Origin of the sequence: Paraburkholderia xenovorans (genome assembly GCF_046030735.1) — a bacterium.
In the GTDB taxonomy this organism is placed as follows: Bacteria; Pseudomonadota; Gammaproteobacteria; order Burkholderiales; family Burkholderiaceae; genus Paraburkholderia; species Paraburkholderia xenovorans_A.
On record NZ_JAQQBV010000012.1, the window covers coordinates 14,578 to 39,925 of the forward strand.

General features: G+C 62.3%; 24 protein-coding genes. 5 read left to right on the forward strand and 19 right to left on the reverse strand.

The features are described 5' to 3' along the window. Window positions 1–177: 177 nt before the first annotated feature. Genes PQQ51_RS13600 through PQQ51_RS13625 form a run of 6 tightly spaced genes read right to left on the reverse strand, consistent with a single transcriptional unit; the run spans window position 178 to window position 4,272 of the window. A complete protein-coding gene (locus tag PQQ51_RS13600; RefSeq protein WP_408497308.1) occupies window positions 178–1,092 on the reverse strand; it encodes an MBL fold metallo-hydrolase in 915 nt (304 codons plus the stop codon). Then, window positions 1,089–1,550, reverse strand: coding sequence for a MaoC family dehydratase (locus tag PQQ51_RS13605; protein WP_408497309.1), 462 nt, complete (start codon window positions 1,548–1,550; stop codon window positions 1,089–1,091). Before PQQ51_RS13605 ends, PQQ51_RS13600 begins: the two co-directional genes overlap by 4 nt. Then, on the reverse strand, window positions 1,547–1,795 hold the full coding sequence (locus PQQ51_RS13610; protein WP_408497310.1) for a DUF1289 domain-containing protein: 249 nt from the start codon (window positions 1,793–1,795) through the stop codon (window positions 1,547–1,549). The genes PQQ51_RS13605 and PQQ51_RS13610 overlap by 4 nt, the downstream gene beginning before the upstream one ends. A gap of 4 nt (window positions 1,796–1,799) precedes the next feature. After that, window positions 1,800–2,321: a YbaK/EbsC family protein gene (locus PQQ51_RS13615; protein ID WP_408497311.1), complete on the reverse strand. Its 522-nt coding sequence runs from the start codon at window positions 2,319–2,321 to the stop codon at window positions 1,800–1,802. Window positions 2,322–2,349: 28 nt separating this feature from the next. After that, window positions 2,350–3,276 carry a hydroxymethylglutaryl-CoA lyase gene (locus tag PQQ51_RS13620; protein ID WP_408497312.1) on the reverse strand — a complete coding sequence of 309 codons (927 nt, stop codon included), beginning with the start codon at window positions 3,274–3,276 and terminating at the stop codon, window positions 2,350–2,352. 54 nt (window positions 3,277–3,330) lie between these two features. Beyond that, window positions 3,331–4,272 (reverse strand): 2-hydroxyacid dehydrogenase, encoded by a 942-nt coding sequence (locus tag PQQ51_RS13625; RefSeq protein ID WP_408497313.1) that lies wholly within the window; start codon window positions 4,270–4,272, stop codon window positions 3,331–3,333. 340 nt (window positions 4,273–4,612) lie between these two features. Between PQQ51_RS13625 and PQQ51_RS13630 the strand changes: the two genes are divergently transcribed. Beyond that, complete coding sequence (locus tag PQQ51_RS13630; protein ID WP_408497314.1) at window positions 4,613–5,215, forward strand: RBBP9/YdeN family alpha/beta hydrolase; 603 nt, start codon at window positions 4,613–4,615, stop codon at window positions 5,213–5,215. Between the two features lie 86 nt (window positions 5,216–5,301). Then, window positions 5,302–6,327 carry a sulfate ABC transporter substrate-binding protein gene (locus PQQ51_RS13635; protein WP_408497315.1) on the forward strand — a complete coding sequence of 342 codons (1,026 nt, stop codon included), beginning with the start codon at window positions 5,302–5,304 and terminating at the stop codon, window positions 6,325–6,327. 90 nt (window positions 6,328–6,417) lie between these two features. Here PQQ51_RS13635 and bioB read toward each other — a convergent pair whose 3' ends face one another. Genes bioB through bioA form a run of 4 tightly spaced genes read right to left on the reverse strand, consistent with a single transcriptional unit; the run spans window position 6,418 to window position 10,799 of the window. After that, entirely contained in the window at window positions 6,418–7,506 is a 1,089-nt protein-coding gene (bioB, locus tag PQQ51_RS13640) for a biotin synthase BioB (RefSeq protein WP_408497316.1), read from the reverse strand. 34 nt (window positions 7,507–7,540) lie between these two features. Beyond that, the gene (bioD, locus tag PQQ51_RS13645) at window positions 7,541–8,272 is read right to left on the reverse strand and encodes a dethiobiotin synthase (protein ID WP_408497317.1); all 732 of its coding nucleotides are present in this window, start codon (window positions 8,270–8,272) and stop codon (window positions 7,541–7,543) included. Then, entirely contained in the window at window positions 8,269–9,453 is a 1,185-nt protein-coding gene (bioF, locus tag PQQ51_RS13650) for an 8-amino-7-oxononanoate synthase (protein WP_408497318.1), read from the reverse strand. The genes bioD and bioF overlap by 4 nt, the downstream gene beginning before the upstream one ends. Further along, a complete protein-coding gene (gene bioA, locus PQQ51_RS13655) occupies window positions 9,453–10,799 on the reverse strand; it encodes an adenosylmethionine--8-amino-7-oxononanoate transaminase (protein WP_408497319.1) in 1,347 nt (448 codons plus the stop codon). Before bioA ends, bioF begins: the two co-directional genes overlap by 1 nt. 561 nt (window positions 10,800–11,360) lie before the next feature. Between bioA and PQQ51_RS13660 the strand changes: the two genes are divergently transcribed. Both PQQ51_RS13660 and PQQ51_RS13665 read left to right on the forward strand, forming a co-directional pair. Continuing rightward, window positions 11,361–12,836, forward strand: coding sequence for an esterase/lipase family protein (locus PQQ51_RS13660; protein ID WP_408497320.1), 1,476 nt, complete (start codon window positions 11,361–11,363; stop codon window positions 12,834–12,836). Beyond that, on the forward strand, window positions 12,833–13,846 hold the full coding sequence (locus PQQ51_RS13665; protein WP_408497321.1) for a lipase secretion chaperone: 1,014 nt from the start codon (window positions 12,833–12,835) through the stop codon (window positions 13,844–13,846). The genes PQQ51_RS13660 and PQQ51_RS13665 overlap by 4 nt, the downstream gene beginning before the upstream one ends. Before the next feature lie 37 nt (window positions 13,847–13,883). On the opposite strand, the gene PQQ51_RS13670 is transcribed toward PQQ51_RS13665, so the two are convergent. The 7 genes from PQQ51_RS13670 to PQQ51_RS13700 all read right to left on the reverse strand — a co-directional run bounded on the left by PQQ51_RS13670 (window position 13,884) and on the right by PQQ51_RS13700 (window position 21,530). Further along, window positions 13,884–15,155 carry a dienelactone hydrolase family protein gene (locus tag PQQ51_RS13670; protein WP_408497322.1) on the reverse strand — a complete coding sequence of 424 codons (1,272 nt, stop codon included), beginning with the start codon at window positions 15,153–15,155 and terminating at the stop codon, window positions 13,884–13,886. 621 nt (window positions 15,156–15,776) lie between these two features. Then, window positions 15,777–16,211 carry a YchJ family protein gene (locus PQQ51_RS13675; RefSeq protein ID WP_408497323.1) on the reverse strand — a complete coding sequence of 145 codons (435 nt, stop codon included), beginning with the start codon at window positions 16,209–16,211 and terminating at the stop codon, window positions 15,777–15,779. A gap of 55 nt (window positions 16,212–16,266) precedes the next feature. Beyond that, the gene (locus PQQ51_RS13680; RefSeq protein WP_408497324.1) at window positions 16,267–16,944 is read right to left on the reverse strand and encodes an SDR family oxidoreductase; all 678 of its coding nucleotides are present in this window, start codon (window positions 16,942–16,944) and stop codon (window positions 16,267–16,269) included. Between the two features lie 38 nt (window positions 16,945–16,982). Then, window positions 16,983–18,176, reverse strand: a complete 1,194-nt coding sequence (locus PQQ51_RS13685; RefSeq protein WP_408497325.1) for an acetyl-CoA C-acetyltransferase — start codon at window positions 18,174–18,176, stop codon at window positions 16,983–16,985. Between the two features lie 52 nt (window positions 18,177–18,228). After that, window positions 18,229–19,005: a carbonate dehydratase gene (gene can, locus PQQ51_RS13690; RefSeq protein WP_408497326.1), complete on the reverse strand. Its 777-nt coding sequence runs from the start codon at window positions 19,003–19,005 to the stop codon at window positions 18,229–18,231. 69 nt (window positions 19,006–19,074) lie between these two features. After that, window positions 19,075–20,895: a bifunctional isocitrate dehydrogenase kinase/phosphatase gene (gene aceK, locus PQQ51_RS13695; RefSeq protein ID WP_408497475.1), complete on the reverse strand. Its 1,821-nt coding sequence runs from the start codon at window positions 20,893–20,895 to the stop codon at window positions 19,075–19,077. A gap of 230 nt (window positions 20,896–21,125) precedes the next feature. Beyond that, window positions 21,126–21,530, reverse strand: coding sequence for a MerR family transcriptional regulator (locus PQQ51_RS13700; protein ID WP_408497327.1), 405 nt, complete (start codon window positions 21,528–21,530; stop codon window positions 21,126–21,128). 207 nt (window positions 21,531–21,737) lie between these two features. Here PQQ51_RS13700 and PQQ51_RS13705 point away from each other — a divergent pair, with 207 nt between their 5' ends. After that, window positions 21,738–22,811 carry an MBL fold metallo-hydrolase gene (locus PQQ51_RS13705; protein ID WP_408497328.1) on the forward strand — a complete coding sequence of 358 codons (1,074 nt, stop codon included), beginning with the start codon at window positions 21,738–21,740 and terminating at the stop codon, window positions 22,809–22,811. A gap of 79 nt (window positions 22,812–22,890) precedes the next feature. Here the strand turns inward: PQQ51_RS13705 and PQQ51_RS13710 are convergent, their stop codons facing one another. Together PQQ51_RS13710 and PQQ51_RS13715 are read right to left on the reverse strand one after the other, a co-directional pair. Then, on the reverse strand, window positions 22,891–23,358 hold the full coding sequence (locus tag PQQ51_RS13710; protein ID WP_408497329.1) for a DUF3828 domain-containing protein: 468 nt from the start codon (window positions 23,356–23,358) through the stop codon (window positions 22,891–22,893). 171 nt (window positions 23,359–23,529) lie between these two features. Beyond that, entirely contained in the window at window positions 23,530–25,116 is a 1,587-nt protein-coding gene (locus PQQ51_RS13715; RefSeq protein ID WP_408497330.1) for an ABC transporter substrate-binding protein, read from the reverse strand. Between the last annotated feature and the right edge of the window lie 232 nt (window positions 25,117–25,348).

The window sequence follows — 25,348 nt, forward strand, 5'->3', positions numbered from 1 at the left end:
GGCTTTAAACCGCGCCGTCAAGGTTCTGTAGGGAAATCACCGATGCGATCAAAAAACAGGCACGCGTATCATTCACCCTGACGCTGATCACGTCCGACAGAATTTCCGCCGCTCGCCTCGATGGTCGAGCGGCTTTTTTTTTGTGGCGACGGATTCATGTGGGCCGCTCAGCGGTATCTAGCGTGCGACGATGCGCGCACCGTCGATTTCCAGCGGCCCGTTCTTCGCGGCCAGTTCCCCGACAATCTCTTGCACCAGCGCCGGCCATTCGCTGCGCGGCTTGAGCATTGCCGCCGCAGCGCCCATCACGGCGGCGTCGTCGAGCATGCGCAGCAACGTGTCGAAGCTCATCTCGCGGACTTCGAGCAGCTTGAACACAATCAGCACTTTCAACGCGTTTTTCGCATTGCGCGCCGGATCGGCACGCAACCATGCGACGCGCGAAAAAGCCCGTTCGAGCGCCTCACCGACATTCGTAAACGGCGCGCCGTGACCGGGAATCACGAGCCGCACGTCGAGCTTCGCGATCGCTTCGAGCACCGCCTGTTCTTCGGCGAAACCGCTTTCGCCTTCCAGCTCGGGAAAAATCACACCGAAGCCGTTTTCCCACAACGCATCCGCGCTGATCAGGATGCGTTCTTCCGCGCAATACAGCATCAGCGAATGCGGATCGTGGCCGGGCGCGCCGAGCACTTCCCAATCGAGCGCGCCGAGCCGCAGATGCGCGCCGGGCGCGATCGTCCCGGAGAAGCCGAAGCGCTCGCAGGTCTGGCCGGTGACGCGAAACGTCAGGCGTGCTTCGTCCCAGTTGCGCACCGCGTCGGCTTCGGATGCGGGGATCGCGGTGCGGCACGGCCACGTTGCCTGCAACAGCGCGTTGCCGCCGCAATGATCCGAATGCAGATGTGTGTTGACGATCAGATCGAGTGGCCGCGCGCCGAGCGCCTGCTGCAGCAGCGCGCGCGTTTGCGGCGCGTGCGTCGCATAGCCGGTATCGACGAGCGCGGCGCAGGCGTCGTCGGTCAACAGCACGTTGTTCGACGAGAGCCAGCCGCGCTCGAACACGCGGATCGACGCGGGTAAATGGATCATCGTGTGCCTATGGACGTGGACGCTTCCGGTTTCGGCATGACCAGAATCGTCGACGCGCCGATCAACATCGTCTCGCCGCGCTGATTCACCGCCGTGCCTTCGAGATGCGTGAGATCGCCGTTCAGGCTCGGCTTCCAGTAAGCGTCGCGCACTCGCCAGGTGAACGTGAGCGTGTCGTTCGCGTGGACCGCCTTCTTCAGCTTGATATCGAACTCAAGTCCGAGCGGCTGCGCGTAGCTCGAAAAATGCGTGGCCAGCAGCGCCATGAAATGCGCGGTCGGCTGCGTGCCGGACGCGATCAGGCCGCCGAAGCGGCTTTGCGCCGCATACGCGTCGTCGTGATGCAGCGGGTTGAAATCGTTGACCAGCGTGGCGAACGATTTCACCGACTCCGCCGACAACTCGAGCGTCGAACTGAACGTTTCGCCGACCGTCACGACGCGCGGCGCGCCGGTCATCGCGGCACCTTTGTCGGGTTCGTCGCGCGGGCTAGCGCCTGGTTCGCCATGAACTCCGCGTGGCGGACCTCGATCGCGTCCCACACCGCGCGTTTCGCGTGCGCGTCGAACGACGACCAGCCGGCGATCTCCTCGATCGTGCGCAGGCATCCTTCGCACCAGCCGGTGCTCGCGTCCATTCTGCACACGTTGATGCAGGGCGACTCCACCGCATCGTCGTGGCTGTTGTCGATGCCGGCTGTCATCGCGTCAGACCGCCTCGCGCAGCGCCACGTCGACCACCGGCGCATTCGTCAACGCAACCAGTTGCTGCGCGGTCAGATTGAACACCGCATGCGGATGACCGGCGGCGGCCCACAGGCTGTCGAGCGCGAGCAGATCGGCGTCGATCAGCGTGACAGGCTCCGTCGCGTGGCCGATCGGACAGACGCCGCCGATCGCATAGCCGGTTTTTTCGCGGACGAATTTCGCATCCGCGCGGCCGATCTCGCCGACTTGCGCAGCCACTTTCTTTTCATCGACGCGATTCGCGCCGCTCGCGACCACCAGCACCGGCGCATCGTCTTCGCGACGGCGGAACAGGATCGACTTGGCGATCTGCGCGACCGAACAGCCGAGGCCGGCCGCGGCTTCGGCGGAAGTCTTGCCGGTTTCCGGCAACATCACGATGCGGCCGGCGTGACCGCGTTCGCGCAACAACAGCGCGACGCGGCGCGCGGAATCGGGCAGCGCGGCGAGATCGTCGGTTTCGGGAGTGGCGTGGTCCGTCATCGTTCAGGTCCTGAGTAGGTTGCAGGGGTCAAGCGCAATGGGCCGCTTCGCTGCGCGCTTTGGCGAGCAGCGCCTTGCCCGCGCGCGACACGTTCGGCCGGCCGATCGACGTCGAGATGAAATCGCCGATCGCGACGACCTGCGCGAGGTCGATGCCGGTTTCGATGCCGAGGCCGTTCATCAGATACAGCACGTCTTCGGTCGCGACGTTGCCGGTCGCGCCCTTCGCATAAGGGCAGCCGCCGAGGCCCGCCACCGACGCGTGATAGATCTCGATGCCTTCCTGCAACGCCGCGTAGATATTCGCGAGCGCCTGGCCGTAGGTGTCGTGGAAATGCCCGGACAAACGCTCACGCGGAAACACCCGGGTGACCGCTTCGAACACTTCGCGCGTGCGCTTCGGTGTGCCGACGCCGATCGTATCGGCGATATCGATCTCGTCGCAGCCGAGCGCGGCGAAACGTTCGACCACGTCGACCACCGACGCCACCGCCACCTCGCCCTGATACGGACAGCCGAGCGCGCACGACACGCTGCCGCGAATCCGCACGCCATGTTCCTTCGCCGCCGCGGCGACCGGCGCGAACCGGTCGATGCTTTCCGCGATGCTGCAATTGATGTTCTTCTGCGAGAACGCCTCGCTCGCGGCGCCGAAGATCACGATCTCGTCCGCGCGCGCGGCCAGCGCGCCTTCGAAGCCGCGCAGGTTCGGCGTGAGCACCGAGTAGATCGTGCCCGGCCGGCGCGCGATGCCGGCCATCACGTCGGCGCCGTCGGCCATTTGCGGCACCCACTTGGGCGACACGAACGACGCGGCTTCGACATTGCGGAAACCGGCCGCCGACAAACGGTCGATCAGCTCGACCTTGATCGCGGTGGCGACGAATTCTTTCTCGTTCTGCAGCCCGTCACGCGGACCGACTTCGACGATTTTGACGTGTTGGGGTAAGGCCATGATGGTGTCTCCTTCCGATCGTATTCAACAGCCGTGTTCGCTTTCCTGCTCGATTCAGTATCCGCGCTCGACGTCTACCACGCCGCTCACCGTCTCGCCGCGCATCAGCGCCGCCATTTTCCGCGTGACCTGCACGACGCTTTCTTCGCGCAACGTGAGCGCGGACACGTGCGGCGTGACGGTGATGCGCGGTTCGCGCCAGAACGGATGATCCGCGGGCAACGGTTCTTCGCGGAACACGTCGAGCGTGGCGGCTGACAGTTGGCCGCTTGCGAGCGCGTCGAGCAGATCCTGCTCGACCAGATGCCCGCCGCGCGCGACGTTGACCAGGTATGCGCCTTTTGCGAGCTTCGAGAAAGTTTGTGCATTCAGCACGTCTTGCGTATCCGGCGTGTGCGGCAGCAGATTCACCAGCAGCTTCACGCCGTCGAGGAAAGCGTCGAATTGCGCGTCGCCGGCAAAGGTCGTGATGCCGCCGATCTGCCGCGCGCTGCGGCTATAACCGCGCACCGGCATGCCGAACGCCGCGAGCGTTTTCGCGACGTGCGCACCGAGCACGCCGAGGCCAAGCACGCCGACCGTAAAGGTGTCACGCGGATGCGCGTCGAGCACCTGCCAGCGGCGCTCGCTTTGCTGCGTCTGATAGTCGTCGAAACGGCGCAGGTAACGCAGTGCTGCATGCGCCACATACTCCGCCATTTGCGGCGCCATACCGGTGTCTTCGAGACGGATCAGCGGCGTGCGGCGCGGCAGCGTGCCGGGCGCGTCGTGTTCGAGCGCGAGAATCGCGTCGACGCCCGCACCGAGATTGAAGATCGCGCGCAGGTCGTCGCGGCCGGCCAGCATCTCGCGCGGCGGCCGCCACACGACCGCGAAATCGGCCGGCGCGGTATCGCCCGGTTGCCACTCGCGCAGGTTGGCCTCGGGCAGCGCGCGTGCAAAGTCGTGCAGCCAGGAGGCGGCGTCGGCGTGCGGCATGTAGAAGAGGATTTTCATGCGTTCCCTGAGATGCGCTCGGCAGCGGATTCGGATTCGTCGGCGAAGAGGACCGCCTGCGAAGGCGGCAAAGCCAGCGGCTTGCCCAATGACTCCGGGCGCACGGGGCTCCTCCTTTTATGAATAGGCTTCATTCTACTTTTTCGACGCCGATCGCGCGCGTTTGCGCACGGGCGTGCAGTTTTGTGTGCTTTCAGCACGGCGAGCCGAAGCACAACGCCGCATATGTCCGCGCATTTGTCCGCGCATTTGTCCGATAAACAAAGCACAAAAACTTCGTTCTCCCTTACAGCGCCCGGCGGGACAATGCTTTCCTGAACTCCGGCAGTGAGGGACAGACATGCTTAACTGCACCAAATCGACATGGCCGCCGCGGCTCGTCACGGTTCCCGGCCTGCATGGCAGTGAGGGCGCGCATTGGCAAACCTGGCTCGAACGGCAATTCGCGCGCTCGTTGCGCGTCGAGCAGGCCGACTGGGATGCACCGGACGTCGCCGGCTGGGCCAAGTCGCTGCGCGATCTGCTCGCACGCGAGCGCGGGCCGTTCGTGCTGGCCGCGCATAGCTTCGGTTGCCTCGCGGCCGCGCATGCATTGCAACAGGCAACCTACGCGAACGACGTGATCGGCGTGCTGTTCGTCGCGCCCGCGAGTCCGCAGAAATTCACGTTTGCCGGGCCGTTCGAGGCGCGGCGCCTCGGCGTTCCGTCGATCCTGATCGGCAGCGAAACCGACCCGTGGATGCCGCTCACCGGCGCGCGCGATCTCGCGCAGCGCCTCGGCAGCGCGTTCGTCAATCTCGGCGACGCGGGGCATATCAACACCGCGGCGGGATTCGGTCCGTGGCCGCGCGCGAAGTATTTCATCGACACGCTCGTGCATTGCGCGGCGCCGCTGCGCTTTCGCGAAGAAACGCTCGATGCCGCCCAGCATGCATTCGTGTGACCTGACGTAAGCGATCCGTTAGAATCCCGCTTCACGCTGCACCTTCGTGCGGCCACCGGTTTTCATCATCGATAGGCGGGGAAAAGATGGCAGGCAACACGGGGACATCGCGCTGGCTCGCAGCCGGCATGACGGCAATCACGCTCGCGCTCGGCGGCGTATCGACGGCGCACGCAGAGGTATCGCTGCTCAACGTGTCGTACGACGTGACACGCGAGCTGTATAAGGACATCGACGCCGGTTTCATCGCCGCGTACAAGCAGAAGAGCGGCGAGACGGTGGCGATCCGCCAGTCGCACGGCGCGTCGAGCGCGCAGGCGCTGTCGGTGCTGCAAGGCTTGCAGGCGGACGTCGTGACGATGAACCAGCCGAACGACATCGATCTGCTCGCCGAAAAGGGGCAACTGGTGCCCGCCAACTGGCGCGCCCGTCTGCCGGACGACAGCGCGCCGTACACCACCACGATGGTGTTCCTCGTGCGCAAGGGCAACCCGAAACAGATCAAGGACTGGGACGATCTCGCAAAGCCCGGCGTGCAGGTGGTGATCGCCAATCCGAAGACCTCGGGTAACGGCCGCTATGCGTATCTGGCCGCGTGGGGTTATCGCAAGCAGCACGGCGGCACTGACGCGCAGGCCATCGACTTCGAGAAAGCGATCTTCAAGAATGTGCCGGTGCTCGACACAGGCGGCCGCGGCGCGACGACCACCTTCACGCAACGCGGTATCGGCGACGTGCTGGTCACCTTCGAGAACGAAGTGGCGCTGATGGATGGCGGCGCGGGTGCGGGCAATTTCGAAGCGGTGTATCCGTCGGTGAGCCTGCTCGCGGCGCCGCCGGTGTCGATCGTCGACAAGGTGGTCGATAAGCGCGGTACGCGCAAGGAAGCGCAGGCGTATCTGGATTATCTGTGGTCGCCGGCCGCGCAGGAAATCATCGCGGAACATCATCTGCGTCCGCGCGACAAGAACGTGCTCGCGAAGCATGCTGCCGAGTTCAAGCCGATCAAGACCTTCACGGTCGAAGAAATGTTCGGCAGCTGGCAGAAGGCGCAGCAAACCCATTTCTCCGATGGCGGAACGTTCGATCAGATCATCGTCGACAAGAGGTAAGGCGCGCCCTCGAAAGTAAAAAGGCTGCCTCGATTGCGAGGCAGCCTTTTTATTACACGCAGCCCTCGCACGCTCTACCCGTCGACTCGCTCAATTCGCCGCGTGCTTATCGCAACCAGGCTCGCAACCGCTTTGATCCAGCGGCATTTGCTGCGCGGCTTCCGCGCGAATGCCGAGTCGTTCGAGCAGCTTGCGGTCCGCTTCCGCTTGCGGATTGCTGGTGGTCAGCAATTGGTCGCCGTAGAAAATCGAGTTCGCGCCGGCGAGGAAGCACAGCGCCTGCAATGCTTCGTCCATCTGTTCGCGGCCTGCCGACAGGCGCACCATCGCGCGCGGCATCGTGATCCGTGCGACGGCGATCGTGCGCACGAATTCGAACGGGTCGATGGCTTCGGTGCCGGTCAGCGGCGTGCCTTCCACTTGCACCAGATTGTTGATCGGCACCGATTCCGGATACGGGTCCATGTTCGCCAACTGCGTGATCAGGCCGGCGCGCTCGCGACGCGATTCACCCAGCCCGACGATCCCGCCGCAGCACACGTTGATGCCCGCGTCGCGCACGCGTTCGAGCGTGTCGAGACGGTCCTGATACGTGCGCGTCGAGATGATCTGGCCGTAGAACTCCGGCGACGTGTCGAGGTTGTGGTTGTAGTAGTCGAGGCCCGCGTCGCGCAACGCCTGCGCCTGATGCGTTTCGAGCATGCCGAGCGTCACGCAGGTTTCCAGACCCATCGCCTTTACGCCGCGGATCATGTCCTTGATCGGTTCGAGATGGCGGTCTTTCGGATTACGCCACGCGGCGCCCATGCAGAAACGCGTCGCGCCGTTTTCTTTCGCGACTTTGGCGGCGGCCAGCACTTCGTCGACCGGCATCAGCTTGTCGGCTTGCAGTCCCGTATCGTGATGGACCGACTGCGGGCAGTACGCGCAATCTTCTTCGCACCCGCCGGTCTTGATCGACAGCAGCGTCGACAGTTGCACGGTGTTGGCGTCGAAGTGTTCGCGATGCGTTTGCTGCGCGCGGAACATCAGGTCGTTGAACGGCAGTTCGTACAACGCGACGATGTCGGCGACGCGCCAGCGCGCGAGCGGCTGTGCGCCTTCGGTGGCGTTGAGATTGGCGTTGTTGCTGGCGGCCGCCGTGTCGGCAAGCGTCGGCGTGAGGTTCAGTTGCGTCATGGGTTCAATCCTCATGGATGGATGCGTGGGTCGATCAACGCTGCGCGTGACGCAGCGTTTGCAGAAGCCGCTCGATGTCGAGCCGGTCTGCCGCCAGTTCGGGCGAAATCGGATTCAGATGCGGCACGATGCCGAGCAAGGGCGCGTCGTGTTCGCGCGCCAGATGCTCGCGGATCGACGCGATGTTTTCGTCGGGGAAATTCATGTCCGGGTCGACGCGATTCGCGACCCAGCCGGCGAGCGTGAGTCCGCGCGCGGCGATCGCTTCCGCGGTGAGCAGCGCATGGCTGATGCAGCCGAGGCGCATGCCGACCACCAGCACCACCGGCAGTTTCAACGCGACGGCGAGATCGGCGGTGTCTTGCGTCGGCGTCAGCGGCACGCGAAATCCGCCGACACCTTCCACCACCACGACCTCCGCCTGCCGCAGCGCCTGCGCATGGCAAGCGACGATATGCGCGAGGTCGAACGTGACGTTTTCCAGCGCGGCGGCGATGTGCGGCGCGGCCGGCTCCTTCAACAGATACGGCGTACGGATAGCGGGCGGCAACAGGATGCTGGATGCCGCGTCGAGTTGATCCGCGTCTTCGTTGTGCAGCACGCCGTTCACTTCGAACGCGCCGGCTGCGATCGGCTTCATCGCCGCGGCTTGCAATCCCGCGCGGACAAAGCCGCGCAACAACGCGGCGGAAACGAAGGTCTTGCCGATCTCGGTATCGGTGCCGGTGACGAACAACGACAGCGCGTTCTGATTCGTGCCGCTCATGCTGCTTTCGCTCCGGCTTGTTGCAGACCGGCTTCGAGCCGGTCCAGGTCCGCATGCGAGTGCGCCGCCGACAACGAAATGCGCAAACGCGACGTGCCCGCGGGTACGGTCGGCGGACGGATCGCCGGTACCCACAAACCCGCGCGATCGAGCGTGGCCGCGATGTCGAGCGTCGCATCGTTCGCGCCGATGATCAGCGGCTGCACGGCGGTGTGCGAGTCGACCGGCAGCCACGGCGTGGCTTTGAGCATCGCGCGCGTGCGTTCGATCAACTGCTGAAGATGCGCGCGACGCGCGTCGCCTTCGTCGCCGCCGATGATGCGCAGACTCGCCGACACCGCATGCGCCGCCGCGGGCACCGACGCGGTGGTGAAAATATACGGACGCGCGCGTTGCACGAGCCATTCGATCACCGTTGCATGCGCGACCACGAATGCACCCGACACGCCCGCGGCCTTCCCGAGCGTGCCGATCGAAATCAGATTCGGCGAGCGCAACGCGGCTTCGGCCACTGCGCCGCGGCCTTGCGGACCGAGCACGCCGAAGCCGTGCGCGTCGTCGACGATCAGCCACGCGCCATGCCGTTCCGCAAGTTCGGAGAGCCGCGCGAGCGGCGCGACGTCGCCGTCCATGCTGAACACGGTATCGGAGACGATGACCTTCACTTCCGCGTCCGACGCGTCGAGCATCGCGCTCAACGCTTCCATATCGCAGTGCGGGTAGATCTGCACGTCGGCGCGCGACAGGCGCGCGCCGTCGATCAGCGACGCGTGATTCAGTGCGTCGGAGAACAGCGTCGTGCCGCGGCCCGCGAGCGCGGTGAGCGTCGCGAGATTCGCCATGTAGCCGGTGCTGAAGTAAAGCGCGCGCGGAGCATCGACGAAACCGCCGACGAATTCCGCGAGGTCGTCTTCGAGTTGCGCATGGGCGCGCGAATGGCCGCCGAGCAGATGCGAACCGCCGCTGCCCGCGCCGTAGCGTTGCGCGCCTTCGGCCAGTGCCGCGATCAGGTGCGGATGCGCGGCGAGGCCGAGGTAGTCGTTACTGGCGAAGCCGATGATCTCGCGGCCGTCGACCGTCATGTGCGCGGCGCACGGCGTGTCGGCGGTGCGGCGGCGACGGCGCAAACCGCGCGCGTCGATTTCCTTGAGGCCTTCAGCGAGGGTGTCGAGCAGATGCATCAGCGGGTCTCCGCGAGCGTGGCTTCGAAAGTTTCGCGCGTGCGCAATGCGAGCAGTGCGATTTCTTCGTCGTCGAGGATGTATGGCGGCATCAGATACACCGTGGTCGAAATCGGGCGCAGCAGCAGTTCGCGCTGCAACGCGTTTTCGAAGAAGCGACGTGAGAAGGTTCTTGCTTGCTGAGCGTCGTCGATCACGGCGTCGAATGCGAAGATCGTCCCGCACTGGCGCAGATTGCGCACCTGCGGGTGATCGGCGAGCGGCGCGAGCGCGGCCTTCAGTTGTGCGGATTTCTTTGCGTTGACCACTAGCACGTCGTCGCTCGCGAACAGATCGAGCGTTGCGAGCGCCGCGCGGCAGGCGAGCGGATTGCCGGTGTAAGAGTGCGAGTGCAGGAAACCGCGCGCGGTGTCGTCGTGATAGAACGCGTCGAAAATTTCATCGCGCGACAACACGATCGAAAGCGGCAAATAGCCGCCGCTGATCCCCTTGGACAGACACAGGAAATCCGGCCAGATACCGGCATGTTCGCTTGCGAAGAACGTGCCGGTGCGACCGCAACCGACAGCGATTTCATCGGCGATCAGATGCACGCCGTAGCGGTCGCACAGCGCGCGCAAGCCGGCGAGGTAGGACGCGTCGTGCATTGCCATACCGGCCGCGCATTGCACGAGCGGCTCGACGATCAGCGCGGCGATTTTCGTGGCGCGTGCTTCGAATAGCGAGCGAACGTGCTCCAACGCGCGTTCCGCGACGTCCACCGCAGATTCGCCGGGTTGCGCGAGCCGCGCATCGGGCGACGCGACGACGTGCGCGTGGCGGATCAGCGGATCGTAAGCGTCCTTGAACAGCGCGACATCGGTGACGCCGAGCGCGCCGACGGTCTCGCCGTGATAACTGTTGGCAATGCAGACGAATTCCTGCTTGTCCGCGAAACCGCGATTGCGCCACGAGTGAAAGCTCATCTTCAGCGCGATTTCGACGGCGGACGCGCCATCGGATGCGAAGAACGCGTGGCCCAACGTATTGCCGGTGAGTGCGCTCAATCGCTCGGCGAGTTCGATCGCGGGTTCGTGCGTGCAGCCGGCCAGCATCGCGTGTTCGAGCGTGTCGAGCTGGTCTTTCAATGCCGCATTGATGCGCGGATTCGCATGGCCGAACAGATTGACCCACCACGAGCTGATCGCATCCAGATAACGATTGCCGGCGCGATCGTAGAGCCACGCGCCTTGACCGCGCGCGACCGGCACGAGCGGCAGGCGCTCGTGGTGCTTCATCTGGGTGCAGGGGTGCCAGACGGCACGCAGGCTGCGGGTGATCCAGTCATCGGGTGTGTTCAATGCCATCAAAGCAACTCCATCTCAGCGCGAACCGCGTGTGCCGCGCTCTTTCCGGCGGCCGCAGCGGGTTTGTGCAGGGCGAAGCGACTTGCGGAGGACGACAAGTTCGCCATGCGGGCCGATACCGGGGAATGGAGATTAGCGCGTTATCTGGCGCATTGCACGCGCCAAATCAGCACTGTTTTTACGGGCCCGAATGCAGTTCGTGAGTGATTCAGGATGGAAAGAACTGTTCGCGCAGGATGGTCCCGAATCGACGCAGATAACGACGACAAAGTCAGGCAACCCTACGGCGGAAGAACTTGCCGCCATCGGCTCACAGTGTGTTTTTCGTAGGGTGAAATATGCGCGGAATAGGCGTGTGTCTGAAGAAGACGGCCGTTGTTGGGGTGCACGCGTTCCATGACAAAAATCTCATTTTCAAGTCATTTGCGCGGAGTTTCCTGCAATTACTCTTTGAACTGTGGCATTGGGTCGCAGACGACAAGCGCGTTCAGGGCGGTCTCTTCTGACTTATTACAAGTACTCGACGCGCTTCCGATATCCAGAGTTATAGGCAGAGGGAAGATGAACCCGCTACAGTTGAAGAAGATCAGCGTCCCAATCGTTCTGTCCGGTGGCCTGTTGTGGTCAACAGCGGCATTTTCTCAAGGCCTACTGACGGATGTTGTCGATACGCTCGGCAGCACCTTGGCGGCCGGCTTCAATATGGTGGCGGCTCCTTTTGAGGCAATCGGGAAAAAGATTTTCGAAACTGCGCTGCCTGTTCTGAAAACGCCTGTCGCCGGCGCGGTAAAGATGCTGACGGATACCGCTCAAGTACTTCCACCCGTCCGCACATTTGCCGATAACAATCCCGTGAAGGACGCGAACACCCGGTACCCAGTGATTTTTGTGCATAGTTTGACCGGATCTGAAAAATTCGTCGGCGAGCTTCCGTATTGGTTCGACATGGCAAGGGAAATCAGGATGCACCGAACGTCCACGCCCGGCGATAAATCGAGTACGACAGCTTCCTCTATTCCCAATCCTTATTTTTCAAACAATACGGAAAATAAGGGAATTTATGAGGCAAACGTTTCGGGATTCAACACCGACGAAGAGCGCGGCGAGCAATTGCTTGCGCAAATCAAGGAAGTGATGATTCGCGAGGGAGCAACCCGCGTCAATCTCATCGGCCATAGTCAGGGTGGCACCACATCTCGCTATGTCGCGGCAATACGCCCGGATCTGGTAGCGTCGATTACGACGATCTCGACACCCCATTGGGGGAGTGACTTTGCAGACTTTATCGTCCAGCAAAAAACGGATTATCCGAAAACGGCTGCTCAGGTCATGCCGTTGGTGGACTATGGGATTGGCATGCTCTGGATGAAACTGGTTGGGGCGAAGGAACTGCCGCAAGATCCGGCGGCCGCGATCAGTTTGCTCACCAGCGCGAAGGCAAAGGAATGGAACAAGCGCTATCCCTCCGCAGGTCTCGGTGACGTGAAGCTATGTACTACCGGGAAGGCGTCTGCAGATGTCGATTACGTAGACGCCAGAGGCGTGAAGCAAGTGGCGATGCAGCGCTACTACTCGATCATCGGGGAGAGCAATAAGCCTCCCAGAACGGATAACGTCTTTGGACTGATGAAGTCGGGTTTGGGGGCGCTTTCGAATCAGGTTTTCAAAGGCGTGCCCATTCTCAACAATTTTGACTTCGCGCTCGAAGATACGAGCTTGGGTGTATTGGATGCGAAGGCGTTTCTCGATCCAACCACGGTGGCGCTGGAACTCACTGGGAGCATCGTGGCCCAGCGCGTGATGGCCGCGCGAAAAGCGGATATCGGATCTGGAGGGGGAGCGCCTGATCCGAAGTTCGCCATCAATGACGGCATGGTCTCGGTGTGTAGTGCGAAGTTTGGGAAGGTCGTAGCGCAGGCCCCGTGGAATCACTTTGACGAAGTGAACCAGATGGCAGGAATCGTAGGGATGAATGCGCCTGATCCGCGCGTAATGATTCTTGACCAGGTACGGCAACTAGCGAAAGACAATCTATGAGCGCGATACGCCTGTTTCGCCTGGCCGCCCCAGTCCTGTTGTCGATCTCTGCCGTAGGACTGGTTTCCTGGTACATGCTGCTGCCGAACTCAACGTTGGTCGGCGCGCGCGATTCCCAGTCCGATCCGGATAAAAAGGCTGCGTTGCCGATGGCAATGCAGTTCAACGCCGGCTCGGACATGTCGACTACGCTCCCTCCGTCCTTGCGCGACCGACCGCTTTCCAGATTGCCCGTCGACGCACAGGGTTACATGGTTTCGTCGCCGCAAGTGGTCGAATATTTCCAGCAGTATCTGATCGCGCGAGGCGAGCTAGGCAGCGATGCCGCACTGGACGCGCTCGTGCGTCAGCAGATCACGACGCAATTGCGAGGTTTGCCGGCAAAAGACGATGCGCTGGCGATATGGAGCGCATACCGGCGCTATCTTGTCGCGTTAGCCGATGAGCCCGACCAATCGGTTGCCGATGGCGGGACGCCGGAAGCCACACTTGAAGCGCAGGTAAAACGCAAAATCCAATTACAAACGAAGTATCTCGGGGATTGGGCCGCTGGTCTGTTTGGCGAGTCCGACCGGGTCCAGATGGTGATGGCTGGGGTGATGAAAATCGAGAGCCGGCAAGATCTGGGCGAAGCCGAAAAGAAGCGGCAGCTCGACCTTTTGTATGCGTCGAACAACTATGTACCGCCGATCACTGCGGGAGTCGATTCGATTGCCAGAATGAAAAGTGCGGGGCTGTCTTCCGAGGCGGTGCGAGCGAATATCGAACAGGTTTTCGGCGAAGCGTCCGTGAAGCGCTACGACGAATTGAACCGGGAAGATCAGGCATGGACCGACAGATATCAGGCTTACAGTCAGTCCCGCAACGTGTTGATGACTCAAGGCCTCTCTGCCGACGAGCAGAATGCGCAACTTGAGCAGTTGCGTTCGAGCTATTTTGGAAATTCTGCCGATGCGGCTAGGGCAGCCGCTCTTGATCGGATCGAGAAAGCGAAGCTTGCTGGCCGATGAATCTCCGTCAGCGAGACGTCGGAGACCTGGCGGGCCCTCAATTCCGGCTCGCAATCGCCCGCTTATCCGCACCCGCGCCAGACGAATCATTCGCCGTCTGCGAAGACTGATTGCCCCACACAACCGAGTTATCCACCGCATACAGCCGGCAGGGCGCGGAGCTCTGCTTCTGGCAATTGTCGATCGCGACCGACATCGGATCGTCGCCGCCCTCGGCCCACGACCAGGCGCCGGAGTCGGAAACCGCAAAGGCGCGGCTCGGATACTGATGCAGGAAGTTGCGGTATCCATTGCGCCCGGCTTCGTCGACGAACGGCACGGCGTCCACCGCGTCGACCGCGGCAAAGTTGGTCGCCTTCGGCGCGGACGGATCCGCAACGCGATACTGAACGCCGGTAGGCATCCCGGCGCGCGCGAGGAACGCCTCGACAGCCGGCCACCACACATGCACGCCATCGCGATCGCCGACCAGACGATGCGCGTCGTTCTTGTAGTTGCCGAAGTCCACCATCTTCGCGCTCGCGCCATGCCCGGTGAACGCGGCATACATGGCGGCGACGAGCGGGGCGTTCCACACGGAATCGTTATCGCCGTACATCCACAGCGACGGCACTTTGGTCTTCTCGCCGTACGCGCCGAACGCGTGCGTCAGATTGCCTTGCCAGTTGTCGCAGGCGTCCTGCCGCAAACCGCCGGAGAAGTTGATCAGAGCCCGCACGCCGGGCGCGGCTTCGGTGCCGTAGGCCATCGTCGCAAGACCGCCGTGCGAGGTGCCGGCGACCACGATATGCGAGGCATCCACATACGGCTGCTTCGACATGTAATCGATTGTCGCGGCGACATCGCCGGCCTGGCTGATGCCGTTGCGTTCGACATCGCAGCCGTCCTGCTGATAAGTGCCGCCGGAATGGCCGAAGCCCTGGCGATTCGGCGCCACCACCACATAGCCGCGCCGCACGAATTCGCGTGCGAACGGCAGCGGGTTGCTGCGTTCCTGCGTACGCGGATCGCCGGGAATCTTGCCGTGGTTGAAGACGATCATCGGGAACGGACCTGCGCCGTCCGGCTTGTAGATCGTCGTTTCGAGGGTGACCGTGCCGGCAGCGTCGACCGGTACGCGAACGATCTGTTCGTTCAGGCCGGCAGCGGGCAGATAGGCGTCGTCGTCGAGCGCGATGCGCGGCACGTGTGCGCGTGACAGCGGCCCGAGTTGGGTGTCGGCGAGCGGGTCGGCATGCGCGAGTGCGACGGCGCACGCCGCCGTTGCACAGACCACCGCACACTTCGTCAAAATCTTGCTGAACACCATTGACGCACCTGCCTCGAAAACGAGTCTTTGCCACCGCGCTATCTGTCTGCCGAAAGTCGTTTCTGACACTTGCCTTTCACGGGCGTTTTCGACAAACAAAAACATACTCGCGTACGTAGTGCGCCAGGCGCACGCACGCTGATCGAGATCGCACGGGATGAACCCAAATGGCCGACGCGACCCCACGCGCCGATGATGAGCGCCACACGTTGCAGCCGGCCACCATCGCCAGGTCAGAACCGCTAGTGACCGGCGAGGCGCCTTCGCAAACTGCGAGACCGATATCGGCCGGTCTTCGCAACGTGGCGTCATGAACCTACGGCCTCATCCTGGCACGACAATTTTGTTTTGTGCAATCAAGGAGAACCCGCGCCGAAAAAATTGCCGCGTTCGAATTGGCGCGCAATGAGGCCGTCGCCATGCGGTGCCGGGGTGTTTGGCTGCACGAAGCAATTGCCGCGGAATCGCTTGCACAGGTGCGTTGTGGTGTAGAGCCAACACGAAAAAAAAGCCCTACTTTGAGGGCCACATGTGACGACGCGATTAAATCCGTTGCGGCGTCATCGAGTGTTTCGTGAGTGTTGGATGTAAGGCGCTGAAAGGGTTGGGCGCGGGCTCGTCTTATTCACGGATATCGCCGTCGACATAGCGCCAGTGTCCGTCGTCGCCACGTACGAAGCGGCTCAGTTCGTGCAGCCGATGTGCGCGTCCGCCGACCTTGTAACGTGCGACGAATTCGACCGTCGCGTGGTCGGGGTCCGTTTCGGCGAACGCCTTGATCTGTAGCCCGAGCCAGCGCGGCGCATCGGGTGCGCCGGGGTCGGCTTCGAGATCTGCGGGGCAAGTATGCGCGGCCCAGGTCGCGCGCAGATAGTCCGTTGCGCCCACCACGTACGCGCTATAGCGTGAGCGCATCAGTTCGAGGGCGCGGGGCGCGGGTTCGCCGCCGTCGATATAACGGCCGCAGCATTGTGCGAAGCGCGGTGCGGCGGCGGTGCTGCGCTGAGTTGGCGCGGCGCCGCCGCATGGGCAGTCGGAGGGTCGTTGCGTTGTCACCAATGGCTCATCGATCGGATGTTCGGACAATCGCGCGTGCGCAACTTCAAATGCGTCACCACTCGAGCGCCGTGCCGTCGTATTGGTAGAAGCGGCCGTTGAACGACTCGCGCGCGGCCGCGGCCTGCGCCAGCACTTCGCGCATGCCGGTGACGCTGCGGGTCGGGTCGATCGCCGCGCCCGCACCGCCCATGTCGGTGCGCACCCAGCCCGGATGCAACGACACGCAAGTGGCACGCACCGCGTCGAGCGACGCCAGCTTCAGCGCGTCGTTCAACGCTGCCTTGCTCGCGCGATACAGCCAGCCCGCGGTGCCGCTCGGATCGCTGATGCTGCCCATCTTGCTGGACAGCACCGCGAACACGCCACCCGCTTCCTCGACGAGCGGCAGCAGGATCGGGATCAACTGCATCGGACCGCGCACGTTGGTATGCATCACGTGATCGAAGTCTTCCGCGGTGATCGTTTCGATCCCTTCGGTGCGCGGGCCGTACACGCCCGAGACGAGCACCGCGGCGTCGAGCCGTTCGCCGTCGAGCTTCCAGCCGAGCGCGGCGATCTCTTCGGGCGCCGCGACGTCGAGCGAAAAGGTCTCCGCGCCGAGCGCCTTCAACGCGTCGAGCGCGGCGCCGTCGCGCGCGGTGGCGAGCACGCGCCAGCCGCTCTTCTTGTACTGCCGGACAAACTCCTGGCCGATGCCGCGCGACGCACCGACGATCAACACCGTCTTCATCAATTCACCTCAGGCTTCAAACGTTTCGATATGACGCATTAAACCAGTTCAATACCCATTGCGGTTGCTTCGCCGCCGCCGATGCACAACGTCGCGACGCCGCGCTTGCCGCCGCGCTTTTTCAGCGCGCCGATCAGCGTGACGAGAATGCGCGCGCCGGATGCGCCGATCGGATGACCGAGCGCGCAGGCGCCGCCGTTCACGTTGACCTTCTCGTGCGGCAGACGGTGTTCTTTCATCGCGGCCATCGTGACCACGGCGAAAGCTTCGTTGACCTCGTACAGATCGACTTCGTCCGCGCGCCAGCCGTTCTTTTCGAACAGCTTGCGGATTGCGCCGACCGGCGCGGTGGTGAACTTCGCCGGCTCCTGCGCGAAGGTCGAGTGACCGACCACGCGCGCGATCGGCTCGACGCCGAGGCGCTTCGCGGTCGATTCACGCATCATCACGAGCGCGGCCGCGCCGTCCGAAATCGACGACGAATTCGCCGCCGTCACCGTGCCGGTTTTGCTGAACGCGGGCTTGAGCGTCGGGATCTTGTCGAGGTTGGCCTTGAACGGCTGCTCGTCGTGATCGATCGTGACGTCGCCCTTGCGGCTTGCCACCTTCACCGGCGCGATTTCCCACGCGAACGAGCCGTCTTCGTTCGCACGCTTCGCGCGATTGAGCGACTCGACCGCGAACGCGTCCTGCGCCTCGCGCGTGAAGTCGAACGACGCCGCGCATTCTTCCGCGAACGTGCCCATCAGGCGGCCTTTTTCGTACGCGTCCTCGAGGCCGTCGTAGAACATGTGGTCGATCACCTGGCCGTGACCCATACGCATTCCGCCGCGTGCTTTCGGCAGCAGATAGGGCGCGTTCGTCATGCTCTCCATGCCGCCCGCGACGATCACGTCGACCGAACCGGCCGCCAGCATATCGTGCGCGAACATCGCCGCGCGCATGCCGGAACCGCACATCTTGTTCACCGTCGTGCTGCCGGTGCTCAACGGCAAACCGGCGCCCAACGCGGCCTGACGCGCGGGCGCCTGGCCGAGACCGGCCGGCAGCACGCAGCCCATCACCACTTCGTCGATCTGTTCGGGCTTCAGGCCCGCGCGTTGCACGGCGGCTTCGATTGCAGCCGAGCCCAATTGCGGCGCGGTCAACGAAGCGAAATCGCCCTGAAAAGCCGCCATCGGCGTGCGGGCCACACCTACGATCACGATCGGATCCGACTTTGTCTCGCTCATGTTTGCCTCACTCTCATTTATAGTTGCCGAGCTCGTCTGCTTTAATCGTACTTCACTCGTGCTTCAGCTCTTTGATCACACCTTTGACGATCGCCGGCACGTCGCCGAGTCGCGCCGCGTCCTCTGCGATCACGTCGTTGTCCGTCTTGTACGAACCGCCGGCCGTCACCGCCGCGACGCAGCTCCGATAAGTCGCATCGAGCTCCGCCGGGTCGCTGATGGTCATGCCGAGATTGCGCACCTTGCCGTCGTGCACGCCGTAGGCCCAGCCGTGCACGGTCAGTTCCTGGCCGCGCGCCCATGCATCGCTGACGATGGTGGTGCGGCACACGTTCATCACCTGCTCGATCGCATTCAGTTCGACGAGGCGCCGATGGCGCGCTTCGCCGAGCGGCCAAGCCTCGAGCAGCGCCGCGTGCTTCGCGCGCACGTCCTGCACGTGATGCAGCCAGTTGTCCGCGAGACCCACGCGACGGCCGTGCAGCGCCGCGGCGACACCCGAGCAGCCGTAGTGGCCGACCACCATGATGTGCTTGACCTTCAACAGGTCGACGGCGAACTGGATCACGGACAGGCAGTTCAGATCCGTATGCACGACGACGTTCGCGATGTTTCTATGTACGAAGACTTCGCCCGGCGGCAGACCGATGATCTGATTGGCCGGCACGCGCGAATCGGAGCAGCCGATCCACAGATACTCGGGCGTCTGCTGATGCGCGAGACGTGAGAAGTACTCGGGGTCTTCGGCCAGCTTGCGGGCGACCCACGCGTCGTTGTTGTCGAACAGATGCGCGAGCGGGTTGGGAGAAGAAGGGTCGTTTGGGTTCATGGTGAGTCTGGGCGGTTGCTCGACCGGTTGACCGGTCGATGTCGTTACATGAGGTTCGGAGCGCGAGGCTCACGCCGCGCGCACGGTGCGCGCTTCGGCCGGCGCGTTCGAGGCGGCCGCGCCGAAGCGCTCCGGATAGCGGACGCTAAAGCGCACGCTGCTGTCGTACGGAAAAAAGTCGGGCAGTTCGCCTTTCAATAGATGATCCTTGTGCCGTTGCCACAGCGCGGGATCGAAGAAGTCCGCGTGATGCTGCAAGAAGGACCGGCGCACGCGTGGGTCGCCGAGCAGAAATGTGCCGTAGGTTTCAGGGAAGATGTCGTGCGGGCCGATCGAGTACCACGGCTCGCCCGACATTTCGTCTTCCTCGTTACGTGGCGCCGGCACCGCGCGCACGTTGCAGTCGGTCAGATATTCGATTTCATCGTAGTCGTAGAACACGACGCGCCCGTGTCGCGTCACGCCGAAGTTCTTGTACAGCATGTCGCCGGGGAAGATGTTCGCCTGCATCAATTCCTTGATCGCATTGCCGTATTCGCGGATGCCGAGATCGACGTCTTCGTCCGTGCCGTTTTGCAGGAACAGGTTGAGCGGCACCATCCGGCGTTCGATATACATATGGCGAATCACCAGGTTGTCGCCGTCGTATTCGATCAGCGACGGCACTTCCTTTTCGAGTTCGCGCACGAGCGCTTCGTCGAGTCGGGATCTCGGCAACGCGACGCTCGAATATTCGAGCGTATCGGCCATGCGTCCCAGCCGATCGTGCCGTTTGACGAGCTGATACTTTTCCTGGATCTGCGCGCGCGTGGTTTCCTTCGGCGGCGGGAAATGGTCCTTGATCAGCTTGAACACGTACGGGAACGACGGCAGCGTGAACACCAGCATCACGAGCCCCTTGATCCCGGGCGCGATGATGAACGGGTCGCTCGAATGTTTCAGGTGATGCAGCAGATCGCGATAGAACAGATTCTTGCCCTGTTTCTGCAAACCCACCGACGTATAGATTTCCGCTTTCGGCTTGCCCGGCATGATGGTGCCGAGAAATTCGACATACGCGGACGGCACTTCCATATCCACCAGAAAGTACGAATGCGAAAAGCTGAAGACGATCAACAGATGGTCGCGCTTGAGCAGCACCGTATCGAGCGCGAGCAGACCGGCAGCCGCGTAACGCAGCGGCACCGCGAACGGCAGCAGCAGATCGCCGTTGATGATCCGCCCGACGATATACGCCGACTTGTTGCGAAAGAACAGCGACGACAGCACGTGAATCTGGAAGTTGGGCGCTTCGTCGAATACGCCGAACGCGTCGTGAATGGTCTGCATCACGCATTCGACGTCGCGCTTCAGATCCTCGAACGGCGGCTCCAGCTGGAAGTTCGTGACGATGCGCTCGAGCGTCGCGGCGAGGCCGTCCTTGCCCGGGTAATACGCACGATAGGTCGGTTTTGCAGCGGGTTCGTCGTTTTCGATGTATTCGGTCGAGATCGCCGGACGCACGAAAATAAAGTCGTTGTTGAAATACGAGCGGTGCAGGATCTTGCAGCACACCGAATTGAAAAACGTCTCCGCGCACTCCGGTTGACGGTGCGTGGTGAGCAGGCCGATGTAGTGCAGCTTGATCTGCTGCCAGACTTCGCCGTCGATGTTCTCCGCGTCGTATTCGTCTTCGAGCAACTCGACGCATTCCTCGACGCGTTCGTCGTACGAGGTAATGCGATCGCGTGCGAGCTTTTGCAAGCCGTGCCAGTCCGCGGTTTCGAAGAGCGTCTTGGCATGGATCGCGGCGTCGCGGAAGATCCGGTAGTGCCGATCGAAGCCTTCGAGCATCGTTTGGGCGACGTCAAAGCCGATCTGCGACGACAACAGTTTCGGAAAGTGATTCATGTCGACCGTGCATTCGTCCCATGTCGTGAAGACACCCGTGATTGTATCGTTCGGGTGGGCTCGCTCCGCCCGGCTCGGCCTCGCGCGCCACTTGGGCGTGGCCGGCCATTCGCCGAGGTTCAGACTATCTCCGTTCAATGTCCTGCTTTGGTCCGGCTTAAGCCGCGCAACTTTCGGTAAAAATATTTGCGCGAATTCTCACTGGAGCCGGCTTCTCCGCCGGCTGGATTTCACGCGGGTCGGGCTTCGCGCGAGCCGCCTTCGAGCAATGCGCGCGCTTGCGCTTCGTATTGCGCGAGGTCTTCGAGCGTCGCGTTCAGGTCTTCCAGTTGACGCTCCAGCACGTCGCGATGGCGCGCCACCGTGGCGAGAAACGCGTGCAGTTGCGGCACGGTGTCGGTTGGCGATTCGTACACGTCGAGCAGATCGCGAATCTCGGACAACGTGAAGCCGAGCCGCTTGCCGCGCAGCGTCAGCTTCAGGCGGGTGCGGTCGCGGCCAGAATACACGCGCCGCAAACCGCTCGAACCTTCACGGCTCGGCGAGAGTAAACCCTGGTCTTCATAGAAGCGGATCGCGCGCGGCGTGACATCGAATTCCCGCGCGAGCTCGGTGATCGTGTATTGCGTGTTCATCGGGGCATTCCGTGGCCGGGCAGAAAATCGGATTGAACGATAGAATCGACGTTTACGTTATCGTCAACTTGATCGGAACGCAACCCGGCGCAACCCAGTGCAATACGACGCATCACGGCGCGCTTCGTTCGCAGGCTCGCCGCAACCACGCTATCCGGCATCGCATACCTCGCCGCGTCGGACGGCCGACGGAGGAAGACACCCACAATGAATGCACTCGAACATCAACTCGATTACCCGTTCAACGACACGTTGCCCGAGGCCGGCCATGCGCTGGAAGTCGCGCCCGGCGTGTTCTGGCTGCGCATGCCGCTGCCGTTCGCACTCGACCACATCAACTTGTGGCTGCTACGCGATGAGATCGACGGGCAACAAGGCTGGACCGTGGTCGATTGCGGCATTACGTCGGACACGATCAAGGAGAACTGGGAGAAAGTGTTCGACACGGTGCTCGACGGTTTGCCGGTGTTGCGCGTGATCGTCACGCATTGCCATCCGGATCACATCGGGCTCGCACACTGGTTGTGCGCCGGCGGCGACAAACAGCGTTGGGATGTTCGCCTGTGGATGACGCTTGGCGAATATATGCAGGCTCGCGTGATGGCTGCCGGCGACGGTTCGAACGCGGGCGGCGAAGGCGCGGCGCGCCATTTTGCGCGACACGGTGTGACGGATCAGGCATCGCTCGACAAGTTGCGCAATCGTAAGAGCTACTACGCGAGTCTGGTGCCGGCGATTCCTGGCCAGTATCGGCGTTTGCGCGAAGCGGACGGCGTGACGATCGGCGGCAAGACGTGGCGCGTGGTGACGGGTTTCGGGCATTCGCCCGAGCACTGCGCGTTGTACTGCGAAGAGAGCGGCGTGCTGATTTCCGGCGATATGGTGTTGCCGCGGATTTCGACCAACGTGTCGGTGTTCGATATGGAACCGGAAGGCACGCCGCTCGCGCTGTATCTGGAGTCGCTCGGCCGCTACGAGACGATGCCGGAAGACACGCTCGTCCTGCCGTCGCACGGTAAGCCGTTTCGCGGCGTGCGCACGCGGATCCGGCAGTTGCGTGAACATCACGACGCGCGCCTGGCTGAAGTGCGTGAGGCTTGTGCGGAGAAGCCGCAGAGCGCGGCGGACATCGTGCCGCTGATGTTCAAGCGCCAACTCGATATCCATCAGATGACGTTTGCGATGGGCGAGGCGCTGGCGCATTTGCATCTGCTGTGGCTGGCGGGGGATTTGACGCGCCACCAGGATGCGGATGGGGTGATCCGGTTTTCGCCGACGTGATTGCCGGGTGGGTTGGTGTGATGTGCGGAGCCCGCGTTTGCGGGCTTTTTAGTTGGCATACCACGATGATCAGATGCGGTTATTTCTCGTCTTGTGTGTCGTCTACTTTGGTGATCTTCCAGTTGCCGTTTTGTTTGCGCAGAAAGGCAAGAATGGTTTTCTTCTCCGTCGATCCGAATGTGACGGGAACCAGCATGACATCGTCAAGCTGGATCGCAGGATGCGTCGCGATGTGCGTGAGCCAATCGTCTCGATCGTAGTCTTGCACCTTTGTGAAGTACTCTGCCTTCTCGGCAAACCTGTTTTGCTTGTATTCGGTTCTTAGAAACTCGACGGTAGATTTGGATATGTAGCGATAGATATCTTTGTCCATCAGAGCGTAGCCGTGGTCCTCCGAGTCTCGCTTGATGAACCATGTATAGAACTCTTTTGTGGCGGCTTCGGGGGTTGTCGGTTGGCGTGCTTGTGCTGTCGCAAGCGGCTGGAAATACGTGATTAAAGTAGCGGTAATCGCCGCAAGGATAACTAAGATTTTTCTGAGCGCCATATGCCTATCAAGATTGTTTGCAAGTGCAGAGTCTCATGAAGGCCTGAGCAGACCAATGAGGAGCCTTACTTCTTATTATCCATCCCCTGAACACTTTCACGAAGCACCAACAAAAAAGCCCGGCGCAAACAGCACCGGGCTTCTTCAAAAGCAGTCTTCGCGCTAACGCATTTACTGCACGGCCACCGTCGCGAAGTTTTGCCGTCCGAACGGACTCACGTGATAGCCGCTCACGTTCGTACGCGTAATCGCCGCGGCGGTCGGATAACCCAGCGGAATCCACAGCGCCTGATCATGAATGATCTGCTGCGCCTGCTCATACGCCTTCGTGCGTTTGGCCTGATCCGGCGTTGCCTTGCCTTCGGCGATCAGCTTGTCCAGATCCGGATCGCAGAAGCGCGCGAAGTTGATCCCCGACTTTACCGCGTTGCAACTGAACAGCGGCGACAAATAATTGTCCGGATCACCGTTGTCGCCGGCCCAACCCATGAACAGCGAATCATGCTGGCCTTGCTTGGCCTGCTTGATCAACTCGCCCCATTCGATCACCTTCACTTCGGCCTTCACGCCGATCTTCGCAAAGTCTGCTTGCAGCAGTTCGGCGCCGGCCTTCGGATTCGGATTCAGCACGCTGCCGTTCGGACGCACCCAGATCGTCGTTTCGAAGCCGTTCGGATAGCCCGCGTCGGCGAGCAGTTGCTTCGCCTTCACCGGATCGTACGGCCACGCCTTAACCGCCTTGTCGTAGCTCCACGTGTTCGGCGGATACGGATTGACGGCCGCAGTCGCGGTGTTGTCGAACACGGTCTTCAGATACGTAGTACGGTCGAACGCCATGTTCAGCGCGGCGCGCACCTTCTGATTGTCGAGCGGTTTCTTCTGCGTATTCAGCGCGACGAACGCGGTCATGAAAGCGGGCGTCTGCACGATCGCGAGCGACTTGTCGCTCTTCGCGTCGGCGATATCCTGCGGCTTCGGCGACAGCGCAATCTGGCATTCGCCCGCCTTCACCTTCTGCGCGCGCACCGTCGCGTCCGGCGTGATCGCATAAATCAGGCGGTCGACCTTCGGCTTCGAACCCCAGTAGGTCGGGTTCACGTCGTAGCGGATCACCGCGTCTTTCGTGTAGCTCTTCAGTTCGAACGGACCGGTGCCGATCGGCTTCGCGTTCAGATCGACCTGCTTGCCGGCCTTGAGCAATTGATCGGCGTATTCAGCCGAATAGATCGATGCGAAACCCATCGTCAGGATCGAGATGAAGGTGGCGTCCGGCGCATTCAGTTCGAACTTGACGGTGTTGTCGTCGACCTTGCTGATCGCCTTGATCAGCTTCGGCAGACCCATCGACTGCGCATGCGGAAAGCCGCTCGCGCCCGCCACCTTGTGCCACGGATTGCTGTCGTTGAGCATGCGGTCGAACGAGAAGACGACGTCGTCGGCATTCAGCGCGCGGGTGGGCTTGAAGTAGTCGGTAGTCTGGAACTGCACGTTCGGGCGCAGATGGAACGTATAGGTGAGGCCGTCGGCGCTCACTTCCCATTTGTCCGCCAGCGACGGCACGACTTTCTTCGCGGCTTCGTCGTACGAGACCAGCGAATTGAAGATCACGTCGGCCGACGCGTTGGTCGTCACGAGCGAATTGAACTGCACGACGTCGAAGCCGTCGGGGCTCGACTCGGTACAGACGGTCAGCGGTTTGGCGAGCACGAGCGCGGGCACCGTGAACAGTACGGCGGCTGCGAGCAGTTTGAAGCGCATAGGATCTCCCATAACGAGCGCAGTCCGGTACTGCGTCTGGTTGTGTGGTTTGTGTTCCGTTGACGGGCGACGGCTCTGCCGTACTGCGGTCGATGCCTGGCGTACCGCTGGGCGGGCGAGATCGTCGTCTTTATTGTGATACGTTTCCGGCGCAGGCGCAGGTTGAGCAAAATCAGCTCACACGTGTGCCGGGCTTCGCGAAAGCTTATCGAAGGGTGGTTGCCGCGACAAC